Source organism: Streptomyces sp. NPDC088194 (genome assembly GCF_040702025.1).
Classification (GTDB): domain Bacteria; phylum Actinomycetota; class Actinomycetes; order Streptomycetales; family Streptomycetaceae; genus Actinacidiphila.
In genome coordinates this window covers 1-22,522 of sequence record NZ_JBFBIV010000018.1, presented here as the reverse complement: position 1 = coordinate 22,522, position 22,522 = coordinate 1, and the positions used below count along the sequence as shown (strand labels likewise).

Annotated in this window: 20 protein-coding genes, 1 tRNA gene and 1 pseudogene; 12 read left to right on the top strand and 10 right to left on the bottom strand. The window is 69.9% G+C overall.

Annotated elements, in window-relative coordinates:
• The first annotated feature begins 44 nt into the window (after positions 1 to 44).
• Positions 45 to 392, top strand: a complete 348-nt coding sequence (gene trxA / locus AB0399_RS12470; RefSeq protein WP_329367001.1) for a thioredoxin — start codon at positions 45 to 47, stop codon at positions 390 to 392.
• Positions 393 to 498: 106 nt separating this feature from the next.
• On the opposite strand, the gene AB0399_RS12465 is transcribed toward trxA, so the two are convergent.
• The 9 genes from AB0399_RS12465 to rpmH all read right to left on the bottom strand — a co-directional run bounded on the left by AB0399_RS12465 (position 499) and on the right by rpmH (position 7,316).
• Positions 499 to 1,116, bottom strand: a complete 618-nt coding sequence (locus AB0399_RS12465) for a GNAT family N-acetyltransferase (protein ID WP_329366999.1) — start codon at positions 1,114 to 1,116, stop codon at positions 499 to 501.
• A gap of 74 nt (positions 1,117 to 1,190) precedes the next feature.
• Entirely contained in the window at positions 1,191 to 2,297 is a 1,107-nt protein-coding gene (locus AB0399_RS12460; protein WP_366411230.1) for a ParB/RepB/Spo0J family partition protein, read from the bottom strand.
• Positions 2,294 to 3,415 (bottom strand): AAA family ATPase, encoded by a 1,122-nt coding sequence (locus AB0399_RS12455; RefSeq protein WP_328466606.1) that lies wholly within the window; start codon positions 3,413 to 3,415, stop codon positions 2,294 to 2,296. Before AB0399_RS12455 ends, AB0399_RS12460 begins: the two co-directional genes overlap by 4 nt.
• A 332-nt stretch (positions 3,416 to 3,747) precedes the next feature.
• Positions 3,748 to 4,488: a 16S rRNA (guanine(527)-N(7))-methyltransferase RsmG gene (gene rsmG / locus AB0399_RS12450; protein WP_329366995.1), complete on the bottom strand. Its 741-nt coding sequence runs from the start codon at positions 4,486 to 4,488 to the stop codon at positions 3,748 to 3,750.
• Positions 4,489 to 4,644: 156 nt separating this feature from the next.
• Positions 4,645 to 5,163 (bottom strand): R3H domain-containing nucleic acid-binding protein, encoded by a 519-nt coding sequence (locus AB0399_RS12445; RefSeq protein WP_329366993.1) that lies wholly within the window; start codon positions 5,161 to 5,163, stop codon positions 4,645 to 4,647.
• 15 nt (positions 5,164 to 5,178) lie between these two features.
• Positions 5,179 to 6,444, bottom strand: a complete 1,266-nt coding sequence (gene yidC, locus AB0399_RS12440; protein WP_366411229.1) for a membrane protein insertase YidC — start codon at positions 6,442 to 6,444, stop codon at positions 5,179 to 5,181.
• Between the two features lie 2 nt (positions 6,445 to 6,446).
• On the bottom strand, positions 6,447 to 6,764 hold the full coding sequence (yidD, locus tag AB0399_RS12435) for a membrane protein insertion efficiency factor YidD (RefSeq protein ID WP_202234819.1): 318 nt from the start codon (positions 6,762 to 6,764) through the stop codon (positions 6,447 to 6,449).
• A complete protein-coding gene (rnpA, locus tag AB0399_RS12430; RefSeq protein WP_328466619.1) occupies positions 6,761 to 7,159 on the bottom strand; it encodes a ribonuclease P protein component in 399 nt (132 codons plus the stop codon). Before rnpA ends, yidD begins: the two co-directional genes overlap by 4 nt.
• Before the next feature lie 19 nt (positions 7,160 to 7,178).
• Positions 7,179 to 7,316: a 50S ribosomal protein L34 gene (gene rpmH / locus AB0399_RS12425; RefSeq protein ID WP_103886005.1), complete on the bottom strand. Its 138-nt coding sequence runs from the start codon at positions 7,314 to 7,316 to the stop codon at positions 7,179 to 7,181.
• A 408-nt stretch (positions 7,317 to 7,724) separates the two neighbouring features.
• Here rpmH and dnaA point away from each other — a divergent pair, with 408 nt between their 5' ends.
• The 11 genes from dnaA (at position 7,725) to AB0399_RS12370 (ending at position 22,232) form a co-directional block, all read left to right on the top strand.
• Positions 7,725 to 9,632 carry a chromosomal replication initiator protein DnaA gene (gene dnaA, locus AB0399_RS12420; RefSeq protein ID WP_366411228.1) on the top strand — a complete coding sequence of 636 codons (1,908 nt, stop codon included), beginning with the start codon at positions 7,725 to 7,727 and terminating at the stop codon, positions 9,630 to 9,632.
• Positions 9,633 to 10,479: 847 nt separating this feature from the next.
• Positions 10,480 to 11,610, top strand: coding sequence for a DNA polymerase III subunit beta (gene dnaN / locus AB0399_RS12415; protein ID WP_328466625.1), 1,131 nt, complete (start codon positions 10,480 to 10,482; stop codon positions 11,608 to 11,610).
• Between the two features lie 64 nt (positions 11,611 to 11,674).
• Positions 11,675 to 12,610 carry a phosphogluconate dehydrogenase (NAD(+)-dependent, decarboxylating) gene (gnd, locus tag AB0399_RS12410; RefSeq protein ID WP_366411227.1) on the top strand — a complete coding sequence of 312 codons (936 nt, stop codon included), beginning with the start codon at positions 11,675 to 11,677 and terminating at the stop codon, positions 12,608 to 12,610.
• 64 nt (positions 12,611 to 12,674) lie between these two features.
• Positions 12,675 to 13,838: a DNA replication/repair protein RecF gene (recF, locus tag AB0399_RS12405; RefSeq protein WP_329366981.1), complete on the top strand. Its 1,164-nt coding sequence runs from the start codon at positions 12,675 to 12,677 to the stop codon at positions 13,836 to 13,838.
• Entirely contained in the window at positions 13,835 to 14,500 is a 666-nt protein-coding gene (locus AB0399_RS12400) for a DciA family protein (protein WP_366411226.1), read from the top strand. The genes recF and AB0399_RS12400 overlap by 4 nt, the downstream gene beginning before the upstream one ends.
• Before the next feature lie 301 nt (positions 14,501 to 14,801).
• A complete protein-coding gene (gene gyrB / locus AB0399_RS12395; protein WP_328466633.1) occupies positions 14,802 to 16,802 on the top strand; it encodes a DNA topoisomerase (ATP-hydrolyzing) subunit B in 2,001 nt (666 codons plus the stop codon).
• Positions 16,803 to 16,846: 44 nt separating this feature from the next.
• Positions 16,847 to 19,540 (top strand): DNA gyrase subunit A, encoded by a 2,694-nt coding sequence (gene gyrA / locus AB0399_RS12390; protein ID WP_366411225.1) that lies wholly within the window; start codon positions 16,847 to 16,849, stop codon positions 19,538 to 19,540.
• 3 nt (positions 19,541 to 19,543) lie between these two features.
• The gene (locus AB0399_RS12385) at positions 19,544 to 20,233 is read left to right on the top strand and encodes a DUF3566 domain-containing protein (RefSeq protein WP_329366976.1); all 690 of its coding nucleotides are present in this window, start codon (positions 19,544 to 19,546) and stop codon (positions 20,231 to 20,233) included.
• 48 nt (positions 20,234 to 20,281) lie between these two features.
• Positions 20,282 to 20,355 (top strand) — tRNA-Ile (locus tag AB0399_RS12380).
• A 300-nt stretch (positions 20,356 to 20,655) separates the two neighbouring features.
• Positions 20,656 to 20,796: a DLW-39 family protein gene (locus AB0399_RS12375; RefSeq protein WP_328466668.1), complete on the top strand. Its 141-nt coding sequence runs from the start codon at positions 20,656 to 20,658 to the stop codon at positions 20,794 to 20,796.
• Positions 20,797 to 20,939: 143 nt separating this feature from the next.
• Positions 20,940 to 22,232: a hypothetical protein gene (locus tag AB0399_RS12370; RefSeq protein WP_366411224.1), complete on the top strand. Its 1,293-nt coding sequence runs from the start codon at positions 20,940 to 20,942 to the stop codon at positions 22,230 to 22,232.
• An 81-nt stretch (positions 22,233 to 22,313) separates the two neighbouring features.
• Here the strand turns inward: AB0399_RS12370 and AB0399_RS12365 are convergent.
• A pseudogene (locus AB0399_RS12365) lies at positions 22,314 to 22,522 on the bottom strand (serine/threonine protein kinase); the annotation flags it as partial.

Below are 22,522 nucleotides of genomic sequence, written 5' to 3'. Positions count from 1 at the left end.
TCAGCACTCCCTCTCATACGCACCGAAACCTGAGGAGGCCCGCCGTGGCCGAGAACACCACGGGCGACACCAAGCCCAAGCACGTGACGGACGCAACCTTCGCGGAGGAGGTCCTCGCCAGCGACAAGCCCGTGCTGGTCGACTTCTGGGCGGAGTGGTGCGGCCCGTGCCGCCAGATCGCCCCGTCGCTTGAGGCGATCGCGGCCGAGCACGCGGACGAGATCACCATCGTCAAGCTCAACATCGACGAGAACCCGGTGACCGCCGCCAAGTACGGTGTCATGTCGATCCCGACACTCAACGTCTACAAGGGCGGCGAGGTCGTGAAGACCATCGTCGGCGCGAAGCCGAAGGGTGCCCTCGTCAGGGACCTCGCCGACTTCATCGGCTGACACAGCTCCAGGCCCGCTGGGCCGAAGCAAACGGCGGTGGTCGTGTTCCACGTGGAACACGACCACCGCCGTTTCTGCGTCTCCATCGTCGGAGCGGTCACAGCGGTCACAGCGGCCGCAGGGCCGGCTCTTTCTGTACCGCTCCCAGCAGGCGGTCGATCGCCATCTCGACGTCTTCCCGCCAGGAGAGCGCGGTGCGCAACTCCAGCCGCAGCCGGGGGAAGCGCGGATGCGGCCGTACCGTCTTGAAGCCCACGGCGGTCAGATGGTCGGCGGGGAGCACGCAGTCGGGGGATTCCCACGTGGCGTCGCCGAACGCCTCGATGGCCCGGAAGCCACGGCGGACCAGATCCTTCGCGACGGTCTGCACGAGTACCCGGCCGAGCCCCTGCCCCTGGAAGCCCGGCAGCACCCGGGACGTCATCAGTTGGACGGCGTCTCCCGACACCGGGCTGGTGGGGAAGGCGGTGGAGCGGGGCACATAGGCGGCCGGGGCATAGAGCACGAAGCCGGCTGGCATCTCGTCGACGTAGACCAGTCGGCCGCATGAGCCCCACTCCAGCAGCACCGCGGAGATCCAGGACTCCTTCTCCAGTTCGGGTCGGCCTGCCTTGACGGCCGCTTCACCGCTGACCGGATCGAGCTCCCAGAAGACACAGCGTCGACACGGTTTGGGAAGGTCGGTGAGATTGTCGAGAGTGAGCGGTGCGAGCCGACGTCCCATCTGGCGAAGACCCCGTTTCTGTCAGCCAACCAGCCTGTCGGCACCCCGGCGCAGCCTGCCGGGGTGCCGACAGGTCACTCGGCGCTGTCCTCGGCGTCGTCACCGTCCTCGGATTCGGCCTCCAGCCGGTTCTCCAGGACCTTGCCCTCACCGGGGGCCATTGATCCCAGGATGCGCTCCAGATCCTCTATCGAGGCGAACTCCACAACGATCTTTCCGCGCTTTTGACCCAGGTCGACCTTCACCCTGGTGTCGAAGCGATCTGAGAGCCTGGTGGCAAGGTGCGTCAGCGCCGGCGAGACCCGACGGCCGGCCCGCGGCGCGGCGACCTTACGGGCGGTCGCGGGCTCGCTGTTCATCAGCGTCACGATCTCCTCGACCGCGCGCACCGACAGCCCCTCGGCAACGATCCGATGGGCCAGCCGGTCCTGCTCGTCGGCATCGTCCAGGGAGAGCAGCGCCCGGGCGTGCCCGAACGAGATCACCCCGGCGGCGACCCGGCGCTGTACCGGTGCCGAGAGCTTCAACAGGCGCAGCGTGTTGGACACCTGCGAGCGGGAGCGGCCGATCCGGTCGGCCAACTGCTCATGGGTGCAGGCGAAGTCACGCAGCAGTTGGTCGTAAGCCGCGGCCTCCTCCAGCGGGTTGAGCTGAGCCCGGTGCAGGTTCTCCAGGAGGGCGTCCAGCAGCAGCTTCTCGTCGTCGGTGGCGCGAACGATCGCCGGGATGCGCTCGAGCCCCGCCTCCCGGCAGGCGCGCCACCGGCGCTCACCCATGATCAGCTCATAGCGAGCGGTGTCGATCTGCCGCACCACCACCGGCTGGAGCAGGCCCACCTCCTTGATGGAGGTGATGAGTTCGTTGAGGGCGTCCTCGTCGAAGACCTCTCGCGGCTGCCGAGGATTCGGGGTGATGGCATCCAACGCGAGTTCCGCGAAGTAGGCACCGGTGACCGGCGCCTCCGCCCCGGACAGGTCCGGTTCGGTTCCACGTGAAACAGGGATGTCCACCACCGCGGGTACGGCCTCGGCCGCGCGGCGGTCCGTCAGTCCGGCCACCTTGGCCGCGGCGACACCGCGGTCCAACGTCGCCTGGTTCGCGGACGTGCCACCGGCCGACTGCGGCGCGGCCGGGATCAGCGCGCCAAGACCACGGCCGAGCCCTCTGCGTCGATCACTCACTGAATCCCCTCCGACATACTGTGCGGGTTGTGCTCTTGGTGCTGTTCGGCGTGCTCCGGGTCGTACTCGACCGCGATGTTGGCAGGAAGGCCCCGTAGGGCCATCTCCCGGGCCGCCTCCAGGTAGGAGAGGGCGCCACTGGAACCCGGGTCGTAGGTGAGCACGGTCTGGCCGTAGCTGGGCGCCTCCGAGATACGCACCGACCGGGGGATGCTGGTGCGCAGCACCTCCTTGCCGAAGTGGGTGCGCACCTCCTCCGCGACCTGGGCCGCCAGCCGGGTCCGGCCGTCGTACATCGTCAGCAGGATCGTGGAGACGTGCAGCCGCGGGTTGAGGTGGGCACGGACCAGGTCGACGTTCTTGAGGAGCTGACCCAGACCCTCCAGCGCGTAGTACTCGCACTGGATCGGGATGACAACCTCGGCGCCGGCCACGAGGGCGTTCACCGTCAGCAGGCCGAGCGAGGGCGGGCAGTCGATCAGCACGTAGTCCAGCGGCTGTTCATAGCCCTCGATCGCCTTCTGTAGCCGGCTCTCACGAGCGACCAGGGAGACGAGTTCGATTTCCGCACCCGCCAGGTCGATGGTGGCGGGTGCGCAGAAGAGCCCTTCGACATCGGCGACCGGGAGCACGACGTCGGAGAGCGGCTTGCTCTCCACCAGGACGTCGTAGATCGACGGGACTTCGGCGTGGTGGTCGATGCCCAGCGCGGTGGAGGCGTTGCCCTGGGGATCGAGGTCGATCACCAGAACGCGGTTGCCGTGCAGTGCCAGGGAGGCCGCCAGGTTGACGGTGGTGGTGGTCTTCCCCACCCCGCCCTTCTGGTTGGCGACCACCATCACCCGGGTCTGGGCAGGTCTGGGCAGCCCCTCGCCGGCGCGGCCGAGTGCTTCGACGGCCAACTGGGCCGCGCGGCCAATAGGGGTGTCATCCATGGGAGGCAATGTTTCACGTGAAACATCGCTCCCGTACCCCGGGGGCCCGGACAGGGGTCCTCCGGCGGTTTCGGCTGAGCGGGGACCGGGGACCGGATCGGCCATCGGTCCCGCAATGTTGGCGTCGGACCGCAAGGACTCACTCTCCTCGACTTCAGGCTCGCTATGAGGAGAGCCTGCCATGCCTGAGGGGTGCTGAACCAGCGAGCCCCGGCCGCCTGTGGATAAATCCCGAGAACTATCCACAGGAGGGGTCTTCTTGACGGGTTTACTGGCATGCGCTTCGGCCGCGGCGCGGCCACGGGTGAGAACTCCGGGGAGCAGTGAGCGACGTTTCACGTGGAACACGATGCACAGCGGCGCGACACTAACTCCGTAGACACTCCGGATTGTTCCGTTTTGGCCGGTTGGATGGCGTAGAAAGCCGACCTGGGAGACGGCCCGGGGGCTTCACGAACGTCGCCGCCGCCAGATGACGCGGGCGGCGGCGACAGACTGAGGATGGACCGCTGCCCTCAGCGCCGGCGCCGGCCGCCCGCACCGTTGCGCGAGGCACGGTGTGCGCGCGCCGCCTTGGCCCGCCTGCTGGCCGCCCGTACCCCTCCGGGGCTCTCGCCGACCTGGACCCGGACCACTGTGGAGAGCGGTTCGACGACGCCCTCGCCGACGTGCACCACCGTCGCGCCCACCGCACCGAGCCGGCCGAGGGCAGCTCGGGCCGCCTTCAGCTCCTCCTCCGCGGTGTCGCCCTTGAGGACGGCCATCTCACCGTGCGGCCGCAGCAGCGGCAGACCCCAGCCGGCCAGCCGTTCCAGCGGGGCCACCGCGCGGGCGGTCACCACGTCCACCGGTGCCAGCAGGCCGACCATCTCCTCGGCCCGGCCGCGTACCACCGTGACGTTCGCCAGATCGAGCAGCCTGACCACTTCTTCGAGGAAGGTGGTCCGCCGCAGCAGCGGCTCCAGCAGGGTGATCTCCAGATCCGGCCGGACTAGTGCCAGCGGGATACCGGGCAGCCCGGCACCGGAGCCGACATCGCAGACCGACACGTCCGCCTCGACCACCTCGGAGAGCACCGCGCAGTTCAGCAGGTGCCGTTCCCACAGGCGGGGCACCTCGCGCGGGCCGATCAGCCCACGCTGGACCCCCACGTCGGCGAGCAGCCCGGCGTAGCGCACCGCATCGCCGAACCGGTCGCCGAAGACCTCTTTGGCCTGCTCGGGCGGCGCGGGAAGCTCCGCTGCTGCCTCGGTCACGGGGGCGGTCCTTTCCTCGGATGTCCGCGCCTCGGTTCTCCAGGCGCTGGGAAGGCAGACGTACACCATCAGGGTTACAAGGTTCGGCCCCGTCTGCGAACAGACGGGGCCGACGGATCGGTCACGCGCAGGTGCGCGGGCGGGCCGGTCGCGGTGCTACGCGGGCAGAACGACCACGCGGCGCTGCGGCTCCTCGCCCTCGGACTCGCTGCGCAGACCGGCCGCGGCGACCGCGTCATGCACGACCTTGCGCTCGAACGGCGTCATCGGGTCCAGCTTCACCGGCTCACCGGTCTGCTTGACCTCCGCCGCCGCGCTCGCGCCGAGCTTCGCCAGCTCGGCCCGCTTGTGGGCGCGGAACCCGGCGATGTCCAGCATCAGCCGGCTGCGCTCGCCGGTCTCCCGGTGCACCGCGAGCCGGGTCAGCTCCTGCAGCGCCTCCAGGACCTCACCCTCCCGCCCGACCAGCTTGTTCAGATCACGGCTGCCACCGTCGCCGATGATCGACACCGACGCGCGCTCGCCCTCGACATCCATGTCGATGTCGCCGTCGAGGTCGGCGATATCGAGCAGACCCTCGAGGTAGTCCGCAGCGATCTCGCCTTCCTGCTCCAGCCGGGTCAGGCCGGCGGACGAGCCGCTTTCGGGTGCCGTGGTCGTGTTGACGTCGCTCACGCCTGGACTCTCCTCTTACTTCTTCTTCGACAGGTTGCCGGGCTTGGGCTTCGCGCCGCCGGACTGCTTGCCCGAGGCACCGCCGCCCTGCTTGGAACCGCCCGCCCGCGGCGCACCGGCCCTGGGCGCGCCCGCGCGGGGCGCGCCGCCCTTCCCGCCGCCGGACTGCTTCCCGCCGGAAGACTTCGACGCACCGGACGACTTCGAGGCACCCGAGGACTTGGAGGCACCGGAACCGCCGGACGACTTCGAGGCGCCGGACCCACCGGAAGCGTCGGACTCGTCGGACGCCTTCCCGGACGTCGCGGTCCCGGAACCGGAGCCACCAGCCGTACGCGTGCTGGTCGCGGTCCCGCCGGAGGTCCGCTGGGACTTGCTCTGCCGCTTCGGCTGGGTGCGGTTGGCGCGCGCCTGCTCGACCGCTTCCTTCGCCTTGACCTCCTCGGGCGGCTCCACCAGCTTGCCCTTGGCCCGCAGCCGCTCCTGCCGCTGCTTGAACGCGAGACTGCCCGGGGTGGGGTTGCGCCGGATGACGATCAGCTGCTGGCACATCGTCCAGACGTTGGTGGTCAGCCAGTACAGCAGCACACCGACCGGGGCGATGATGCCGAAGCCCGCGAAGATCAGCGGGAACACGTACATCAGCATCTTCTGCTGCTGCATGAACGGCGTGTTCACCGACATGTCCACGTTCTTCGTCATCAGCTGGCGCTGCGTGTAGAACTGCGAGAACGACATCAGCACGATCATGATGATCGTGACGGTGCGTACCTCGGCGTGGCTGGTGTTCAGGTGCGCCAGGGTGGCGGTGGAGTCCAGGAACTTCGCCGGCAGCGGGGCGCCGAAGATGTGCGCCTTGCTCGCGCTCTCCACGAGGTTCATGTGGATCACGCCGACCTCGTGGCCCTTCGCCACATTGCTCAGCACGTGGTACAGGGCGAAGAAGAACGGCGACTGGACCAGAATCGGCAGGCACGAGGAGAGCGGGTTGGTACCCGTCTCCTTGTACAGCTTCATCATCTCCTCGGACTGCTTCTGCCGGTCGTTCTTGTAGCGCTCCTGGATCGCCTTCATCTTCGGCTGGAGCACCTGCATGTTCCGGGTGGACTTGATCTGCTTCACGAAGAGCGGGATCAGCGCCGTCCGGATCAGGACCACCAGGGAGACGATGGACAGACCCCACGCCCAACCGCTGTCCTTGTCGAAAACCAGGCTGTACAGCGAGTGGAACTGGACGATGATCCACGAAACGGCGTCATAGAGGGGGTTCAAGATCCCCACGGTCAGGCTCCTTGGGCGTGAGAGGGTCCGGTGGGCTCGGGCGTGACGGGCCCGTCGGAGCCGCCCCGCAGGTAGCGGCGCAGCAGTTCGTGCCATCGCGGCCGCTTACGCGGCGGGACGTGATCCACGCCACCTGGCGACCAGGGGTTGCACCGCAGGATGCGCCACGCGGTCAGCGCGGTTCCCTTGATGGCGCCGTGCCGGTCGATGGCCGTGTATCCGTAGTGCGAGCAGGAGGGGTAGTACCGGCACACCGGGCCGAGCAGGGGACTGATCGTCCACTGGTAGAGCTTGATCAGTGCCAGTAGTGGGTATTTCATCGAGCCACCCTCCCCTCGGCGTCGCCACGGGTGTCACGGCCCAGCAACCGCTGGAGCGCGGCGTCCAGGTCGAGGGCTAGCTGTGCATGGTCCGCGCTTCCCGCCTCGGGGAGCGCGCGTACTACCACAAGGCTACCGGGGGGCAGCAGCGGCAGACGTTCCCGGACCAGATGACGCAGTCGACGCCGGACCAGGTTGCGTTGCACGGCGTTGCCGACCGCTTTGCTTACGACGAAACCCGCACGCGCCGGGGGACTGCCTCCCCCTGGCGCATGCGGGTCCGTGGCGTCGCGGCGCAGATGGACGACCAGCAGCGGGCGACCCGCCCGGCGTCCACGGCGAACCGCTTCGCCGAAGTCCTGGCGCCGCCTCAGCCGATTCTCGGTGGGCAGCACGGCATGAGACCTGTGGCAATCAGGCGGACAGGCGGGCGCGGCCCTTGCCACGGCGGGTCGAGAGGATGGCACGGCCGGCGCGGGTCCGCATGCGCAGACGGAAGCCGTGGGTCTTCGCGCGGCGACGGTTGTTCGGCTGGAAGGTGCGCTTGCTCACTCTGGGGCTCCAGGGGGATCGGGATGGCAGCGGTGCGTCGCCTGGCTGTCACCGTGCGCCCACGAGGAAGCTCGCGGACTGATCGGGTGTACCGCTTTGACAACCACCCGGAGGCCGGAGGCACCCGGAAGATCTTCGCCCATCGGTAGGCAGGCGGCAGCAGCCATCGACAACTCGACCTCGATACGGTACGTGCGGCTAGGCCATCCGGTCAAACCCGGCCGCGACACCCCGAGGTTTGTACACACCCTGTGGACAACGACTTGAACCGCGCACACTGGCCTGACTACCGTGACTGGACTCCGGGCTCATCCAGGTACCGAACTTCGTACACTCCCCGCCCCTCCGGAGGTTCACACTTTCGCGGGAGTTTTCCGCACCACCAAGCGACCCGAGAGAGCGTGCACTGTGGCCGACGTGACTGCCGATCTTGCCGCAGTGTGGCCACGGGTCCTGCAGAAGCTCCTGGTGGACAGCGAGCTGAAACCGAAGGACACGGAGTGGCTGCAGCGCACCCAGCCGCTGGCCCTGGTGGCCGGCACCGCGGTGCTCTCCGCTCCCAACGAGTTCGCCAAGAACGTGTTGGAGGGCCGGCTGCTGCCGCTGATCACCAAGGTGCTCAGCAGTGAGTTCGGTCACTCGGTCGGGATCGCGATCGCGGTCGCCTCGGGCGGCGAGCAGGATCACCCGCCCCGGCCTCCCGTGGAAACGGCCGACGACCACGACCAGCGCGACATGCACGACTCCCGCGACCAGCACGACAGCCGGGACCCCCGGGACGCGCGCGACGGCCGGGACCCCCGCGACCAGCACGACGCCCGTGACCCTCTCGGCGCCCGCGACAACCGTGACAACCGCGATCCGCGCGACGCCCACGAGATGCGGATGCGCCCCGCCTACCCTGACGACCGCCAGGACTGGCAGCAGCCCAAGCTCGGCAGCTGGGGCGTGCCCGCACCGGTCGAGTTCCAGGAACGCGAGCCGTACGAGGTGCGCCGCGACTCCTATGACGAGCGGCGCTCCCCCCGGGACTCCTACGACGGCGGCAGGTCCGAGTCGTACGACAGCCGCCCGGAGCCGTACGACGAGCGGCGCTACCGGCCCGAGCCGCGCGACAGCTACCCGAGCGTGCCGCACCAGGGGCACCAGCAGCAGGGCCGCTCCGGCCCGCACCAGGGCGGTCCGCAGTCGTACGTGCCGCCGGCCGGGTACCAGCAGCCGGGCGGGGTGCCGGCCGCGCGCAGCGAGCAGCCCGGCAGCGGGAACGGTGGCGGCGCGGTCGAGCCGACCGCGCGGCTGAACCCCAAGTACCTCTTCGACACCTTCGTGATCGGCGCGTCCAACCGCTTCGCGCACGCGGCCGCGGTCGCCGTCGCCGAGGCGCCCGCCAAGGCGTACAACCCGCTCTTCATCTACGGGGAGTCCGGCCTCGGCAAGACACACCTGCTGCACGCCATCGGGCACTACGCGCGCAGCCTCTACCCGGGCACCCGGGTGCGGTACGTGAGCTCGGAGGAGTTCACCAACGAGTTCATCAACTCCATCCGGGACGGCAAGGCGGACGCCTTCCGCAAGCGGTACCGGGACATGGACATCCTGCTCGTCGACGACATCCAGTTCCTGGCCCAGAAGGAGTCGACGCAGGAGGAGTTCTTCCACACCTTCAACACCCTGCACAACGCGAACAAGCAGATCGTGCTCTCCTCCGACCGGCCGCCGAAGCAGCTGGTCACCCTGGAGGACCGGCTGCGCAACCGGTTCGAGTGGGGCCTGATCACCGACGTCCAGCCGCCCGAGTTGGAGACGCGGATCGCGATCCTGCGGAAGAAGGCGGTGCAGGAGCAGCTCAACGCGCCGCCGGAGGTACTGGAGTTCATCGCCTCGCGGATCTCGCGCAACATCCGCGAGTTGGAGGGCGCGCTGATCCGGGTCACCGCCTTCGCCAGCCTCAACCGGCAGCCAGTCGACCTCCAGCTCACCGAGATCGTGCTGAAGGACCTGATCCCGGGCGGCGACGACTCGGTACCGGAGATCAGCGGCACCGCCATCATGGCGGAGACGGCCGCGTACTTCGGGCTCGCGGTGGACGACCTGTCCGGGTCCTCCCGCAGCCGGGTGCTGGTCACCGCCCGGCAGATCGCGATGTACCTGTGCCGTGAGCTGACCGACCTGTCCCTGCCGAAGATCGGTGCGCTCTTCGGCGGCCGCGACCACACGACGGTCATGCACGCCGACCGGAAGATCCGCTCGCTGATGGCCGAGCGCCGCTCCATCTACAACCAGGTGACGGAGCTGACGAACCGCATCAAGAGCTGACGGCGGGGGCGTCCTCGACCGTCCTCGACCGCGCCCACGAGCGTCCTCGACCGCCCACAACCGCGCCCACGACCGCCCACGAGTGCCCCGGGAGCCCCGCTCCCGGGGCACTCGCCGTTTCCGGCTGTTCGATTACCCCCACCGGAGATCCGTTTCTCCACAGAAACGTCGCCGGACCGCCGTCCACACCCTGGGGACACCGGAGTTGTCCAGATTCGTCTCCACAGGCCAGTCGGCTCAAGGGCCGTCTGCCCAGCTCAGCGGGGTGTGGAAATGTGGGTAACCCATATCCACAGACTGTGGATGAATCGGGCAACCCTGCACCGGGGATGAGAAGTTGTCCACCGCTCGCCCACAGGATGCCCTGGGTTGTGCACAGCTTCGGGCCGCTTCTCCACATGCTCGTCCACTGTTCGGCAACGAAACACGATCGATCCCACGAACGAGTGAAAGCCGTCACACCAAGGAGGTGGGTTGGGCTGGGGAGAACCCGGGTATTTCTGGGGACGGAGCTGGGGACAAGTCGGGTCGCCCTGTGTATCGGGTGTGCACAACTTTCCGCCGTCCACAGCAGCCCCTGGTTATCCACCGCCGTCACCCACAGGCTCGGTGGATAAAAAACCGGGCCTGACCTGCGAAGGAACCGGTTATCCACGGTATCCACAACCCCTACTACTACGACTACACATAGAGAGCTGCGAAGTCGTTTCGAAGCGGGGGGTGTGCACAACTCGGCCCGGCACCGCCCCGCGGCTCGGGTCACGGCTTGACGCCAACCCGCACCTACTGTCAGTCCTGTGCGTCAGACTGGTCCCCGACAGCCAGCAACAAGCAGGAGGCGGTTCCGGTGAAGATCCGGGTGGAGCGCGACGTACTCGCCGAGGCAGTGGCTTGGGCAGCCCGCAGCCTCCCGGCCCGTCCCCCGGTGCCCGTACTCGCCGGACTGCTGCTCAAGGCCGAGGAGGGCAAGCTCAGCCTCTCCGGCTTCGACTACGAGGTCTCGGCGCGGGTTTCGGTCGAGGCCGAGGTCGACGAAGAGGGCACCGTGCTGGTCTCCGGCCGGCTGCTCGCCGACATCTCCAGGGCGCTGCCCAACCGCCCGGTGGAGATCTCCACCGACGGCGTGCGGGTCACCGTGGTCTGCGGCAGTTCCCGCTTCACGCTGCACACCCTCCCCGTCGAGGAGTACCCGGCGCTGCCCGCGATGCCCACCGCCTCGGGCACCGTCCCCGGTGAGGTCTTCGCCGCCGCCGCGGCCCAGGTGGCCATCGCCGCCGGGCGCGACGACACCCTGCCGGTGCTCACCGGTGTGCGGATCGAGATCGAGGGCGACACCGTCACGCTGGCCGCGACCGACCGGTACCGCTTCGCGGTCCGCGAGTTCCTGTGGAAGCCCGAGCAGGCGGACATCTCCGCGGTCGCGCTGGTGCCCGCCAAGACCCTTCAGGACACCGCCAAGTCGCTCACCAGCGGTGACACCGTCTCCATCGCCCTGGCCGGCGCGGGCGACGGTGAGGGGCTGATCGGCTTCGAGGGCGCCGGCCGCCGCACCACCACCCGGCTGCTCGAAGGCGACCTGCCGAAGTACCGCACGCTCTTCCCCACCGAGTTCGCCTCGGTCGCGGTGATCGAGACCGCGCCCCTGGTCGAGGCGGTGAAGCGCGTCGCGCTGGTCGCCGAGCGCAACACCCCGGTGCGGCTGAGCTTCGAGCAGGGCGTGCTCACCCTCGAGGCCGGCTCCAGCGACGACGCACAGGCTGTGGAAAGGGTCGACGCCAAGCTCGACGGCGACGACATCTCGATCGCCTTCAACCCGACGTTCCTGCTCGACGGCCTGAGCGCGATCGACTCCCCGGCCGCCCAGCTGTCCTTCACGACCTCCACCAAGCCCGCTCTGCTCAGCGGGCGGCCGGCGGTCGACGCCGAAGCCGACGACGCGTACAAGTACCTGATCATGCCGGTGCGCCTGTCCGGCTGAGGCCGGGAACGCGGGCCGACGTAGGCTCGTGGTCGGATCAGGTCAGGCAAGGCGGTCCAGCCAGGTGCCGCGGTCACGCGTCAGGCGTGACGCGTCGAATGCTTCGAACGAAGGGTCAGTGATGGAGCTCGGTCTCATCGGTCTCGGCAAGATGGGCGGCAACATGCGCGAGCGCATCCGCCGCGCCGGCCACACTGTCATCGGGTACGACCGGAACCCGGACCTCGCCGATGTCCACAGCCTCAAGGAACTTGTGGACGCGCTCCACGGGCCGCGCGTGGTGTGGGTCATGGTCCCGGCCGGCCCGGCCACCCAGGCCACCATCGACGAACTCGGCGAGCTGCTCTCCCCCGGCGACCTCGTGGTCGACGGCGGCAACTCCCGCTGGACCGACGACGAGAAGCACGCCGACGAGCTGGCCGCCAAGGGCATCGGCTTCGTCGACTGCGGCGTCTCCGGCGGCGTGTGGGGCCTCGCCAACGGCTACGCGCTGATGTACGGCGGCAAGGACGAGGACGTCGCCAAGGCCCAGCCGATCTTCGACGCCCTCAAGCCCGAGGGCGACTCGGGCGCGGTGCACGCCGGCAAGGTCGGCGCCGGCCACTTCGCCAAGATGGTCCACAACGGCATCGAGTACGCCATGATGCAGGCGTACGCCGAGGGCTGGGAGCTGCTGGAGGCGGTCGACTCGGTCACCGACGTCCGCGAGGTCTTCCGCTCCTGGAAGTCGGGTACGGTGATCCGCTCCTGGCTGCTCGACCTGGCCGTGGACGCGCTCGACAAGAGCGAGCACCTGGAGAAGCTGCGCGGTTACGCGGACGACTCCGGTGAGGGCCGCTGGACCGTGGAGGCCGCGATCGACAACGCGGTGCCGATGCCCGCGATCACCGCGTCCCTCTTCGCCCGCTTCTCGTCCCGCCAGGAGGACTCGCCGCAGATGAAGATGATCGCCGCGCTGCGCAACGAGTTCGGCGGTCACGCGGTCACCGCGGCCGAATAGGCCGAGCGGTACCGCACCGCACGTCACAGCAGGGAGGTCGGCGCGCCCAGCGCCACAGCACGCGATGCACGTAGCGCACCTTTCGCTCGCCGACTTCCGCTCCTACGCCCGGGCCGAGGTCCCCCTCGACCCGGGCGTCACGGTTTTCGTCGGGCCCAACGGGCACGGCAAGACCAACCTGGTCGAGGCGGTCGGCTACCTGGCCACCCTCGGCAGCCACCGGGTCGCCTCGGACGCCCCGCTGGTGCGGCTCGGCGCGGAGCGGTCGGTGGTACGCGCCCAGGTGGTGCAGGGCGACCGGCAGCAGCTGGTCGAGCTGGAGATCAACCCGGGCAAGGCCAACCGGGCCCGGATCAACCGCTCTTCGCAGGTCCGGCCGCGGGACGTGCTCGGCATCCTGCGCAGCGTGCTGTTCGCGCCGGAGGACCTGGCGCTGGTCAAGGGCGACCCCGGCGAGCGCCGCCGCTTCCTCGACGAGCTGGTCACCGCCCGCGCCCCCCGCCTCGCCGGCGTGCGCGCCGACTACGAACGGGTACTCAAGCAGCGCAACACCCTGCTGAAGTCCGCCGCGTTGGCCCGCCGGCACGGCAGCCGGGCGGCCGCGGGCCCCGGTGGCAGGACGGGCGGCGCCGACCTGTCCACGCTCGACGTGTGGGACCAGCACCTGGCCCGCGTCGGCGCCGAAGTGCTCGCCCAGCGGCTCGACCTGGTCGCCGCGCTCCAGCCGCTGGCCGACAAGGCGTACGAGCAACTCGCGCCCGGCGGCGGCCCGGTCGGCCTGGAGTACCGCGGCTCGATCGGCGACGAGCGGATGGCGGGCGCGACCGGCCGCGAGGACCTGTACGGGCGGCTGCTGGAGGCGCTGGGCGAGGCCCGCAAGCAGGAGATCGAGCGCGGTGTCACGCTCGTCGGCCCGCACCGCGACGACCTGGTGCTGAAGCTCGGCCCGCTGCCGGCGAAGGGCTATGCCAGCCACGGCGAGTCGTGGTCGTACGCCCTCGCGTTGCGGCTGGCGTCGTACGAACTGCTCTGCTCCGACGGCCGGGAGCCGGTGCTGGTGCTGGACGACGTGTTCGCCGAGCTGGACACCCGGCGCCGGGAGCGGCTGGCCGAACTCGTCGCGCCCGGCGAGCAGGTGCTGGTCACGGCCGCGGTCGACGACGACGTGCCGGGAGTGCTGGTGGGCTCGCGGTTCGCGGTGCAGAACGGGACGGTGCAGCGGGCATGAGCGAAGGCGAGCGGGCGAAGGCGTGGCGCGAGGACGGCGCCGGCAGGGCCGTACCGCGGCAGGACGGCGCGGCGGCGGGCACCGCGTCCACCGCCGGGTCGGGCGCGGCGTCGAGCGCGGCATCCGGCGGGCCGGACCCGTCGGCCGCAGCCGGCACGTCGGGCGGCACATCGGGCGTGGATCTCGCCCGCGTGGCGCTGCGGGCGGCGAAGGAGCAGGCGCGCGCCCGGGGCGCGGCCGCGGTGCAGAAGAAGCAGGCCCGCCGGGGCGGCCTGCGCAGCGGCGCCCGGGCGGACGGCCGCGACCCGCTGCCGCTGGGCGCGGCGATCAACCGGCTGATCACCGAGCGCGGCTGGGAGGCGCCGGCCGCCGTCGGCGGGGTGATGGGCCGCTGGCCCCAGCTCGTCGGACCCGAGGTGGCGCTGCACTGCGCGCCGGACCGGTACGACGAGGACGAGCGGGTGCTGACCGTCCAGTGCGACTCCACCGCGTGGGCCACGCAGTTGAGGCTGCTCGCGCCCACCCTGGTGGCCCGGCTCAACGCCGATCTCGGGCACGGCACGGTGCGGGTGATCAAGGTGCTGGCGCCGGCCGGACCGAGCCGGTCGTACGGCCGGTTGCGGGCGCCCGGCAGCCGCGGTCCCGGTGACACATACGGGTGAGCGAGTGGCGCACGGATGCCCCTGCTGAGCGTAGCGAAGGGTTGACAGCCGGAAGCCCTGGACGCCCGCGTGAGCGGTTTCGGCACCGGGTCCGCGTGTAGGGAGTCGGGCGCGGCAGGGTTTGGGCGGCACATGGGAACTCAGGTACCGGCAAAGCCCCACTCATGTCGGCGCTACCGGTAGACTGATACGAGACCGCCCTCCCCTGGCAGTCCGGCGAGTCCGGCAGGGGTACCCCAGCGGAACCGTCGAACCACAGTCAGAACATCGCAGCCGGTCCCACCTCGGTGGGACCAGGCTCGTGCTGTGCCAGAAAGGGCGCTTCGTGGCCGATTCCGGCAACCCCAACGAGAACTCCAACAAGTCCTACGACGCCAGTGCGATCACCGTGCTGGAAGGGCTTGAGGCGGTGCGCAAGCGCCCCGGTATGTACATCGGCTCGACCGGTGAGCGGGGCCTGCACCACCTCGTGCAAGAGGTCGTCGACAACTCGGTCGACGAGGCGATGGCCGGCTACGCCGACACCATCGATGTCACGATCCTCGCCGACGGTGGCGTGCGTGTGGTGGACAACGGGCGCGGCATCCCGGTCGGCATCATCCCCTCGGAGGGCAAGCCGGCCGTCGAGGTCGTGCTGACCGTGCTGCACGCGGGCGGCAAGTTCGGCGGCGGCGGCTACGCGGTCTCCGGCGGTCTGCACGGCGTCGGCGTCTCCGTGGTCAACGCGCTGTCGACGCGCGTCGCTGTCGAGATCCGCACCGAGGGCCGCCGCTGGACGCAGGAGTACAAGCTGGGCGTGCCCACCGCGCCGCTGGCCGAGCACGAAGCCACCGAGGAGACCGGCACCTCGGTCACCTTCTGGGCCGACCCCGACATCTTCGAGACCACCGACTACTCCTTCGAGACGCTCTCCCGGCGCCTCCAGGAGATGGCGTTCCTCAACAAGGGCCTGCGGATCGCGCTGACCGACGAGCGCCCCGACCACGTCGACGAGGAGGGCAAGCCGCTCTCCGCCTCGTACTACTACGAGGGCGGCATCGTCGACTACGTGCGGTACCTCAACTCGCGCAAGGGCGAGATGGTCCACCCCACGGTGATCGACATCGAGGCGGAGGACAAGGAGCGGCTGCTGTCGGTCGAGGTCGCGATGCAGTGGAACACCCAGTACAGCGAGGGTGTCTACAGCTTCGCGAACACGATCCACACCCACGAGGGCGGCACCCACGAGGAGGGCTTCCGCGCGGCGCTGACCGGCCTGGTCAACCGCTACGCGCGGGAGAAGAAGCTGCTGCGGGAGAAGGACGACAACCTCACCGGCGAGGACATCCGCGAGGGCCTGACCGCGATCATCTCGGTGAAGCTCGGCGAGCCGCAGTTCGAGGGCCAGACGAAGACGAAGCTCGGCAACACCGAGGCGAAGACGTACGTCCAGAAGGTCGTGCACGAGCACCTCACCGACTGGCTGGACCGCAATCCCAACGAGGCCACGGACATCATCCGCAAGTCGATCCAGGCGGCCACCGCCCGGGTCGCGGCCCGGAAGGCGCGGGACCTCACCCGCCGCAAGGGGCTGCTGGAGTCCGCGTCGCTGCCCGGCAAGCTGAGCGACTGCCAGTCGAACGACCCGACGAAGTGCGAGATCTTCATCGTCGAGGGTGACTCCGCCGGCGGCTCGGCGAAGTCCGGCCGCAACCCGCAGTACCAGGCGATCCTCCCGATCCGCGGCAAGATCCTCAACGTGGAGAAGGCCAGGATCGACAAGATCCTGCAGAACCAGGAGATCCAGGCGCTGATCTCGGCCTTCGGCACGGGTGTGCACGAGGACTTCGACATCGACAAGCTCCGCTATCACAAGATCATCCTGATGGCGGACGCCGACGTCGACGGCCAGCACATCAACACGCTGCTGCTGACCTTCCTCTTCCGCTTCATGCGCCCGCTGGTGGAGGCCGGGCACGTGTACCTCTCCCGCCCGCCGCTGTTCAAGGTGAAGTGGGGCCGCGACGACTGGGAGTACGCCTACTCCGACCGCGAGCGCGACGCGCTGGTCGCGCTGGGCAAGCAGAGCGGCAAGCGCATCCGCGAGGACTCGATCCAGCGCTTCAAGGGCCTCGGCGAGATGAACGCGGAAGAGCTGCGGGTCACCACCATGGACATCGACCACCGCGTGCTCGGCAAGGTCACCCTGGACGACGCGGCGCAGGCCGACGACCTGTTCTCGGTCCTGATGGGCGAGGACGTGGAGGCGCGCCGCACCTTCATCCAGCGCAACGCCAAGGACGTCCGGTTCCTGGACATCTGAGTCGGCCCCGACTTCCGGCCGTGTGAAAGGACTATCAGACAGCGATGGCCGACGAGACCCCCAACACCCCTCCCGTGCCCGATCTCCCCGCGTCCGAGATGGACGAGCGCAACGAGTCCGGCGGACTGCGCATCGAGCCCGTCGGGCTCGAGACGGAGATGCAGCGCAGCTACCTCGACTACGCGATGTCCGTCATCGTCTCGCGCGCCCTGCCGGACGTGCGCGACGGCCTCAAGCCGGTGCACCGCCGGGTGCTGTACGCGATGTACGACGGCGGCTACCGGCCGGAGAAGGGCTTCTACAAGTGCGCCCGCGTCGTCGGTGACGTGATGGGTACGTACCACCCGCACGGCGACTCCTCGATCTACGACGCGCTGGTCCGCCTCGCGCAGCCGTGGTCGATGCGGATGCCGCTGGTGGACTCCAACGGCAACTTCGGCTCGCCGGGCAACGACCCGGCCGCCGCCATGCGGTACACCGAGTGCAAGATGGCGCCGCTGGCCATGGAGATGGTCCGGGACATCGACGAGGAGACCGTCGACTTCACGGACAACTACGACGGCCGCAACCAGGAGCCGACGGTCCTGCCGTCCCGCTTCCCGAACCTGCTGATCAACGGTTCGGCCGGGATCGCGGTCGGTATGGCCACCAACATCCCGCCGCACAACCTGCGGGAGGTCGCCGACGGCGCCCAGTGGTTCCTGGCCAACCCGGAGGCCGGCTCCGAGGAACTCCTCGAGGCCCTGATCGAGCGGATCAAGGGCCCGGACTTCCCGACCGGCGCCCTGGTGGTCGGCCGCCGTGGCATCGAGGACGCGTACCGCACCGGCCGCGGCTCGATCACCATGCGCGCGGTCGTCGAGGTCGAGGAGATCCAGAACCGGCAGTGCCTGGTCGTCACCGAGCTGCCGTACCAGACCAACCCGGACAACCTCGCGCAGAAGATCGCCGACCTGGTGAAGGACGGCCGGATCGGCGGCATCGCGGACGTCCGCGACGAGACCTCCTCGCGCACCGGCCAGCGGCTGGTGATCGTGCTCAAGCGCGACGCCGTCGCCAAGGTCGTGCTGAACAACCTCTACAAGCACACCGACCTCCAGTCGAACTTCGGCGCCAACATGCTGGCGCTGGTCGACGGGGTGCCGCGCACGCTGTCGCTGGACGCGTTCATCCGGAACTGGGTGAACCACCAGGTCGAGGTCATCGTCCGGCGCACCCGCTTCCGGCTGCGCAAGGCCGAGGAGCGCGCCCACATCCTGCGCGGCCTGCTCAAGGCGCTCGACGCGATCGACGAGGTCATCGCGCTGATCCGGCGCAGCGACACCGTCGAGACCGCGCGCGAGGGCCTGATGGGCCTGCTGACGATCGACGAGATCCAGGCGAACGCGATCCTGGAGATGCAGCTGCGCCGGCTGGCCGCCCTGGAGCGGCAGAAGATCATCGCCGAGCACGACGAGCTCCAGGCGAAGATCAACGAGTACAACGCGATCCTGGCCTCCCCCGAGCGCCAGCGGCAGATCATCAGTGAGGAGCTGCAGGCCATCGTCGACAAGTTCGGCGACGACCGGCGCAGCAAGCTGGTGCCCTTCGACGGTGACATGTCCATCGAGGACCTGATCGCCGAAGAGGACATCGTCGTCACGATCACCCGTGGCGGCTACGTCAAGCGCACCAAGACCGAGGACTACCGCTCGCAGAAGCGCGGCGGCAAGGGCGTGCGCGGCACCAAGCTGAAGCAGGACGACATCGTCGACCACTTCTTTGTCACAACCACGCACCAATGGTTGCTGTTCTTCACGAACAAGGGACGCGTCTACCGCGCCAAGGCGTACGAGCTCCCGGACGCCGGACGCGACGCCCGCGGCCAGCATGTCGCCAACCTGCTGGCCTTCCAGCCGGACGAGCGGATCGCCCAGATCCTGGCCATCAAGGACTACGAAGCGGCGCCGTATCTGGTGCTCGCCACGAAGTCCGGCTTGGTGAAGAAGAGCGCGCTGAAGGACTACGACTCCCCGCGTTCCGGCGGCGTCATCGCGATCAATCTGCGCGACGCGGGAGCGGCCGAGGAGGGCGGCGCGGCCGAGTCCGACGAGCTGATCGGCGCCGAGCTGGTCTCCGCCGAGGACGACTTGTTGCTGGTCAGCCGCAAGGCGCAGTGCATTCGCTTCACCGCGACGGACGACGCGCTGCGGCCGATGGGGCGGGCCACCTCCGGGGTCAAGGGCATGAGTTTCCGCGAGGGTGACGAACTTCTCTCCATGAACGTCGTCCGGCCCGGTACGTTCGTCTTCACCGCCACCGACGGCGGATACGCCAAGCGGACGCGGGTCGACGAGTACCGCGTGCAGGGGCGCGGCGGGCTCGGTATCAAGGCAGCGAAGATCGTGGAGGACCGGGGCTCTCTGGTCGGGGCGCTGGTGGTCGAGGAGACCGATGAGATCCTCGCCATCACGCTCAGCGGCGGTGTGATCCGCACGCGGGTCAACGAGGTCAGGGAGACCGGTCGTGACACCATGGGCGTTCAGCTCATCAATCTCGGCAAGCGGGACGCGGTGGTAGGTATCGCGCGGAACGCCGAAGCGGAGGATGATCCGGACGGCGTGGAGCTGGACGGCGCGGAGCCGGATGAGCAGGACGGCGCGGCGGCGCAGGCAGCGGCGCAGGACGACACGAGCACGACAGGGCATGACGCTGCGGTCCCGGGCACCGAGCCCGCGGCCGGTGAACCAGAGGAGTAAGCCGTGAGTGGAGCCATGGGCGCCGCGGGCGGGTCCGGCAGGACGGGCGGTGCGCACGGTGCCGGCCGGACAGGCGGTGCCCATGGCTCGGCCGGGGGAGCCGGGCCTAGCGGCTCCGCGGACCGCAAGGGTCCGCAGGAGGGGGGACACACCGTGACGGACACCCGTCAGTCGCCGCATCAGCCGCCGGCCGCCTATGCGCCGCCTCGCCCGCCGGGCGCTCCTGCCGGAGCCCCGGCCGGGGCTCCCGGCGGGACCTCGGGCTCGCCGGCGGCGGCCGGGGTGCGCAGACCGCGGCCCGCGGCCCGGACGGCGCCGCGCACCCGCAAGGCGCGACTGCGGGTGGCCAAGGCCGACCCGTGGTCGGTGATGAAGGTCAGCTTCCTGCTCTCCATCGCGCTGGGCATCTGCACGATCATCGCGGTCGCCGTGCTGTGGATGGTGCTCGACACCATCGGCGTGTTCAGCGCCGTGGGCTCCACGATCAGCGACGCGACCTCCACCGAGGGCGGCAAGGGCGGCTTCGACCTCGTCGGCTTCCTGTCGCTGTCCCGGGTGATGCTCTTCACCACGGTGATCGCGGTCATCGACGTGGTGCTCGCCACCGCGCTGGCGACGCTCGGTGCCTTCATCTACAACCTCTCCTCGGGTTTCGTGGGCGGCATCGAGCTGACTCTCGCCGAGGACGAGTAACCGATTTTGGGCCACGGCCCCTGGTGCGCTAATCTTTCGGTGCAGCGCGGGGCTATAGCTCAGACGGTTAGAGCGCTTCCCTGATAAGGAAGAGGCCCCAGGTTCAAGTCCTGGTAGCCCCACTCGCAGACAGGCGGCTCGGTCCCTGAGGGACCGGGCCGCCTTCGTCGTTCTCCGGCTGAGGCCGCTGCGTCGGGGCTCCGCGGCGGGTGAGGTTCGGCACGGGGTGAGATTCGGCTGGGTGAGGTTCGGCGCCTGTGGGGTTCGGCGCCTGTGGGGTTCGGCCGGTCGCGGGAGCGCTACTTCCACCGGGCGTGATGCCCTACCCGTTTTCGGTGCCAGGTAACCGTTCGGTATCGGCTGCTGTGTATAGTCGGGCGGGTCAGAAGCTCGTCTCACGCTAGAAGGAGGAGGGTCAGGCGATGAAGAAGATTCTCCTGATCGCCCTGGCCGCCGTTGCCGGGCTGTTCGTGTACCGGCAGATCCAGGCGGACCGCGCCGAGCAGGACCTGTGGACGGAAGCCACTGACACGGTCCCGGGTGGCTCCGGCACAGACGTGTGAGACGCCGTTAGCAGGACGCCGCAAGGCGTGGGGGCGATCTCCGGGCCCCGGTCGCACAGCGCGACCGGGGCCTTCGCCGTTCCCGCGGGCTTCGATACGGTGCCGGTGCATCGCGCTCTGATCGGTGGGGACAGGAGCAGGGGATGAAGCGCACGACGTTCGGTGTGGCCGCCGCGTTACTGCTGCTGGCCGCGGCCACGGGCCCTGCGGCGGCGGACGGCGGGAGCCCGGCCCCGGCACCCACCGCGCCGGCCACCTGGCAGCCGCGGGGCAGCGTGCTCGACGGCGCGGCGACCACGGCCGACGCGCCCGCGATGAAGGCCGGCGTCACGTACCGGGACAGCATCAAGCCCGGCGAGACCCGGATGTACGGCATCGCGCTGGACGCGAAGTCCTCCGCCTACGCCTCGGCGTTCGCGGTGCCGCGGTCCGGCTCGAAGGTGACCTACGACGACGGCCTCGAGCTGAAGCTGGTCAGCGCCGACGGTTCGGAGTGCGACAGCCGCGAAGGCCATTTCGACGACGACGGCGACGCCCGCCCGGTCGGCACCGCGGTGGAGCGCGCCACCGGCGACGAGGACGACGACTGCCGGCGCGCCGACCAGTACACCCTCCAGGTGCACCGGACCTCCGACCCCGGCTCGGATCAGGCGGCCTGGCCGCTGGAACTGCGCTACGTGCTCGAACCGCCGTTGAAGCCCGGCTCCGTGCCGCCGCCCGCCCCCGCCACGACCGGCGCCACCGCCTCCCCGACCCCGCTCACCACCGGCACCGTGCGGCAGGCGTCCGGCGGCCCTTCCTTCGAGACCGCGGCCGCGATCAGGACCGGCGTCTGGAAGGACCGGGTGCCGCCCGGCGAGACCCGCTTCTACAAGGTCCCGGTGGACTGGGGCCAGCAGCCCACCGTCTTCGCGGACTTCTCCAGCGCGCCGCTGATCGGCAGCTCGCTCGACTTCGTCAACACCGGTGTGCGGCTGACGGCTTTCAGCCCGGTCCGGCAGTACGTCGACGGTGCCGACGGCTCGTACTCCGGCGCGCCCACCTCGCTGGTCGAGCAGTTGCCGACCGTGGCCTACGCGAACCGCTCGTCGGACGACGACATGGTGCAGCGGGTGGCGGTCGCGGGCTGGTACTACTTCGCGGTCACCGTGCATCCGGACGTCGCCAAGCAGGTCAGCGGGCCGGTGCCGGTCACGCTGCGGGTCCAGGTGCACGGCGCGGCGCAGGCCGCCCCGGCGTACTCGGGGAACCCGGGCGCGGCCGGGATCGGCGTCGACGCGCACGACGTGGCGGCGGCCGACGGCACCGCGACCGGCGGCTCGTCCTCCTCGGCGCTGCGCCTGGTCGCGTACGGGGCGTTCGCGGTGGGAACGCTGCTGCTGCTCGTGCTCGCGGTGTGGTTCGGCGCGGCCCGGTGGCGGCCGGCACGGGGCTGACCCGGCGCGGACTCCCGCAGCCCGCGCGGTCCCGGGACGTCGGGATCTTGGGACATCGGGACCTCGGGACGTCGGGTTCGCTCAGGACGCCATCAGGGCCGCGATGCCGACCGCGAAGCAGAGCAGGGCGAGGACCAGGACGGGGACCGCGACTCTGGCCGGCGGGCCGGGCTTGGCGCGGCGGGCCGGGACTTCGGTGGAGGCGGTGTCGGCGGAGGAGTGGGCGGCGGCATGGCTGGGCCCGGCCGAGGGGACCGGCTCGGGCAGCGGCAGCGCCACGTGGTCGGGGC

Excerpts from the sequence above, each read along its gene's own strand:
- AB0399_RS12375 (WP_328466668.1), top strand. The coding sequence starts at position 20,656 with ATGAAGAAGATTCTCCTGATCGCCCTGGCCGCCGTTGCCGGGCTGTTC.
- yidD (WP_202234819.1), bottom strand. The coding sequence starts at position 6,764 with ATGAAATACCCACTACTGGCACTGATCAAGCTCTACCAGTGGACGATC.
- AB0399_RS12370 (WP_366411224.1), top strand. The coding sequence starts at position 20,940 with ATGAAGCGCACGACGTTCGGTGTGGCCGCCGCGTTACTGCTGCTGGCC.
- gyrA (WP_366411225.1), top strand. The coding sequence starts at position 16,847 with ATGGCCGACGAGACCCCCAACACCCCTCCCGTGCCCGATCTCCCCGCG.
- AB0399_RS12455 (WP_328466606.1), bottom strand. The coding sequence starts at position 3,415 with ATGGCAGGCTCTCCTCATAGCGAGCCTGAAGTCGAGGAGAGTGAGTCC.
- AB0399_RS12465 (WP_329366999.1), bottom strand. The coding sequence starts at position 1,116 with ATGGGACGTCGGCTCGCACCGCTCACTCTCGACAATCTCACCGACCTT.
- AB0399_RS12400 (WP_366411226.1), top strand. The coding sequence starts at position 13,835 with ATGAGCGAAGGCGAGCGGGCGAAGGCGTGGCGCGAGGACGGCGCCGGC.
- recF (WP_329366981.1), top strand. The coding sequence starts at position 12,675 with ATGCACGTAGCGCACCTTTCGCTCGCCGACTTCCGCTCCTACGCCCGG.